At 71.6% G+C, this 3,956-nt stretch carries 4 protein-coding genes; all 4 read right to left on the minus strand.

From position 1 onward, the window contains the following. The coding region (locus Q0L54_RS10730; RefSeq protein WP_296667980.1) for a polysaccharide pyruvyl transferase family protein at positions 1-1,036 on the minus strand (1,036 nt) is incomplete at its 3' end. A gap of 70 nt (positions 1,037-1,106) precedes the next feature. Next, on the minus strand, positions 1,107-2,810 hold the full coding sequence (locus Q0L54_RS10735; protein ID WP_296667982.1) for an alpha/beta-hydrolase family protein: 1,704 nt from the start codon (positions 2,808-2,810) through the stop codon (positions 1,107-1,109). Positions 2,811-2,912: 102 nt separating this feature from the next. Beyond that, the gene (locus tag Q0L54_RS10740) at positions 2,913-3,506 is read right to left on the minus strand and encodes a VOC family protein (protein ID WP_296667984.1); all 594 of its coding nucleotides are present in this window, start codon (positions 3,504-3,506) and stop codon (positions 2,913-2,915) included. Between the two features lie 81 nt (positions 3,507-3,587). Continuing rightward, positions 3,588-3,956: OsmC family protein (locus tag Q0L54_RS10745; protein WP_296667986.1), on the minus strand; the 369-nt coding region annotated here is incomplete at its 5' end.

Below are 3,956 nucleotides of genomic sequence, written 5' to 3' on the forward strand. Positions count from 1 at the left end.
GACTCGCGGCCTCCGTCACGTCCGTCGCGTAGGAGGCCGTCGAGAACCGGTGGGTGTAGTCGCGGAACACGGCGCCCAGCTTGCCGTAGTTGTTGTCGAGCATCACGTGGTCGATGCCCAGCAGCACCGCGAGCACGTGGGCGTGCAGCCGGTCCACCACCACCAGGCGGCGACCGCGGTACAGCGAGACGCCGGCGCGCACGTTCGCCTCGTTGATCCAGCCGATGCTCGCGGCGAGCAGCCGGCGGAACGCGCGGCTGCGCAGGAGGCCGGGACGGCGCTTGGCGAGGGCGGGGACCCGCCGGGCGGCGCGCCACGCGGCGGTATCGAGCGTGGCGCTGGTCCAGTCGGCGACCTCGACCGGGACTCCGGCCGCGGCCTCGACGGCCGCTCCGTCGAGACCCGAGGCGCCCTCCTTGTCCTCCCGGGCGAGCACCAGCACCTCGCGCTCCGGCGCCGGGCCCGGACTGCGCGTGGGCGTCCACCCCAGCGCCATGTCCCAGCAGTACCGCCTCGGAACGGCGGGCAGCTGCTCGGCGGCGCGCGCCTCGCTCTCGTGGTCGCGCACCAAGAGGGTGAAATCGGGGTGGCCCCCGATGATGCGGTTCGCGTTGGCGGCGCGCTTGGGCTCCTCGAACCAGATGGACTGGGGCAACTGGACGATGCGGCGGTCCGGCAGCTCCTTGGCGATCCGCTCGCGGTGGCTCTGGTGGCCGCGCCAGAGGTCCCCGAAGTTGCCCCCGCCGTGGAGCAGCACCACGCCATCCTCGGGCACGGCGGCGCGCACCGCATCGGCCCGATAGCTGTCGATGTCCGCCACATACGCGACGTCGAGGCCCAGCGCCCGGAAGTACGCGACTTCGCCTGCCCAGATCATGGAATCGCCCACGTTGCGCTGGTTGGGGGCGTCGAGCACCGCGACTCGCGCGCCCCGGCCCACCACCTCCTCCAGCACGGCGAGGGTGGACGCGCGGATCTCGGCGAGCACCGCGGCGTCCGCCGGCGACAGCCAGGGCACGGGGCTCATCCCGGTCATGCGGCCTCCTGCCTGCGCGTCGCGTCGGACCCGGGGCCCCGGATCACCCCTGGATCGTACCGGGGCCGCGTCAGACGTCTCCGCCTGCGGGAAGGTCCTCGCCCACGATGCGCTGGCGCACGGCGTCGACCGCATCCGGGGCGAGGTCCTCGGCGCTGGCCACCGCGACCCACGCCTCGAGCGTGGTCGAGCCGTACCGATGCCCGTCGCCGTCCGGGCCGTCGAGGTCGACGGCGGTGTCGAACATGCCTTGCAGGCCCGTCACGATGGGGTACCAACGCATCTCGGGGCTGATCTCAGCGGACCGCTGGCCCTCACGCAGCCACTCAGGCTCGCTCCACACGATGGGCAGGCCGATCCACACGATGGGATCATCGGCGTGCTGCAGAAAGGCCACCCGCGGCTGGTCCCACGTGCCCGAGGACGATGAGACGTCGAGCCCGTCCGCGAACCACCGGAACTGCTGGCCGGCGTCGAGCACCGGCACCCCCACCGGCGAGCCCTCGTCGCGGCGCGCCGTGAGGTCCGCATTGATGGCGGTGCCGTACGGGGTGCCCGCGAGTACCGCACCGTCCCCCGCGGCGCGGAGCGATTCGGCGTCGGCGAAGCTCTCCTGCATCGCGCGGGAACCAAGGCTGAGGCCGTAGAGGATGAGCCGCGGCCGGTCATCCTCGGGAAGCGCGGACCACCACTCGTGGACGGCGGAGACCAGCGCCGCGGTGGATTCGCGGTAGGCGCCGGGATGGAACGCGAAGGACTGCCAGCTCTCCGCCACGGTGTACTGCACGGCGACAAGCGCGGTATCCCCGTGGTTGAGGTACTCGACGGCGTCGATCGCCTGCGGGTCCAGCCAACCGGTGCCGGTGGTCGCCGCGACCACGAGCACGGAGCGCTCGTCCGCATGCAGGCGCTCGAGCTCCCCGACCGCCGCGGCGGCGTGTTCGTCCCACCCGCCCGGCTCGTCGAGTCCCACGTAGACGCGGATCGGCTCGACGGCGGGCGCGCCGGTGACGGTCGAGATGTCGTGGGCGTTGGGACCGCGGCCCAGGATGTTGCGGCCCTCGCGACCGGCGTTCTCCCACGACAGCGCGCTCTGCGCTCCCACCGACCGGTACACCCCGGACGGCTCCTTCACGTACTCGCTGAACGACGCGTTGTAGTCGCGGTAGCTGTACTCCGTGTAAAGCGCGAAGCCGCCCACCCCGACCGCGCCGAGCACCACCAGGCCGGCCGCGATGATCGTGATCCCCAGGGCCGCCGCGCCGCCGGTGGCCCGCGTCGCCTCCGCGTCGCGACGGCGCGTGAAGCCTAGGGCCATCCTCCGCTGCAGGGCGGCCAGGCCCTTGCCCGCCAGGAGCAGCGCGGCCGCGGTGCCGACCGCTACACCGAGCGCCACGAGCAGGTCGGTCACCGTGAGGTGCGCGACGCCCACCCTGTCGCGGAGCTGGTCCTGGGTGCGTCGGAAAGCGGGCACCATCAGGACGGCGACCGCCACGGTGGCCGCGCCCAGCACCGCCCAGGCGATGCGCGCCACGCGCCGCCCGGGCGCGGGAATCCAGCGGCGCGCGATCGTCGAGATCAGCGCCCCGATCATGTACCCCACGCCGAACGCGAGCCCCGTGAGCAGCCCCTGGTTCAGAGGGGTCCGCGACAGCAGCGACGGCGTGGTCGAGAGCACAGCGAGCAGGATGCCCAGGGCGGCCCCGACGTAGTCGATCCACCACCATCCGCGCCGGGGCTTCGTCGCCCCGTCGCCGTGCCTCGCGTCGGCCATGCGCTCAGAGTAGGGCTTGCCGGGCTCCGTGCCGCTCAACGATCACGCGTTGAATCGGAACTCCGCCAGGCCGCTGTCGCGGCAGGAGGAGGTCGAGGCTCCTTACAGCGGCAACGGGTTGGGGCCGGTTGCGGTCACGATCCGCTGAGGCAGCCCCGGCACGTGATGGAAGCCGTTCTCAAACGGTCCAGCGACGGACTCCACCGCATCACGAAGCGAAAGTCGGTAGAACTTCACGTGCGTGAAGTCCTGGAACAGGATGTAGACGGGGTCGGGCGTGCTCTTCGGACCTTGGAACTGTTGGCCCGTCAGGACCGGCTTGTGGGCCTCGACAAACTCGTCGAAGCCACCGGAGATCACGACGCCCAGGTGCTCCAGCCCCATCTTGTACACGCGCTGGTGCACCGGCGGGATCAGTTCGATGAGCGGCACCGCCTTCCCATCGAGGACGTCGAGGGGCTCCGCGAGGACAAGCAGGGAGATCGGGCGGCCGTTCCAGAAGTTCTCACGATTGGCGACCGCGTGGCGCTCGAGCTGCGCGCGGACCTGCACGTACTGGTCCCACTCGGGCACGCGAAAGGCGAGGTGGCTCAGCGAGTGCGGGCGAATGTCGATGCCCAGGGCATGCAGGCGTTCCGCTTGCTGCGCCGCGAACGCCCGATAGTCCCCGACGATCTCGGCCACCGGATCGATCATCGCCGCCCCCTCTGAAAGTTCGTGCCCGCACCGGGCCTGCGCATCGTCGCGTCGGGGCCGTGCCTCGGGACGGCTATGCGCTCAGAATATGTCGCCGCGCGGTAGCCCGGCGCGAGCTCTCGCCACAGTCGCGCCCGCCCGGACGGCTCGGGGAATCTCTGCGACCTGGTCGACGCGGGCCAGGAGCGCGTCAATAGCCGACTCGTCGGCATCGGCGTCCACCGTCACCGCGTACACGATCCCTCGTGATTCCCACGCAGTCTCGTCGAATCCACCACGCGCCACCACCTCGACGCCGCGGAGCGGGATGCCCAGGGTCCGCGCTTCACGGTGGATGTCGTTGAGCACGCACCCTGCCACCGCCAGATGGAGCAGGTGAGCGCCGGTGAACGCGGCGTCGGTCACCACCCCCGCATCAGTCCACCGATGAGCGAAATGCGTGCCGTCGCC

Origin of the sequence: Demequina sp., from assembly GCF_024642165.1 — a bacterium.
Classification (GTDB): Bacteria; Actinomycetota; Actinomycetes; order Actinomycetales; family Demequinaceae; genus Demequina.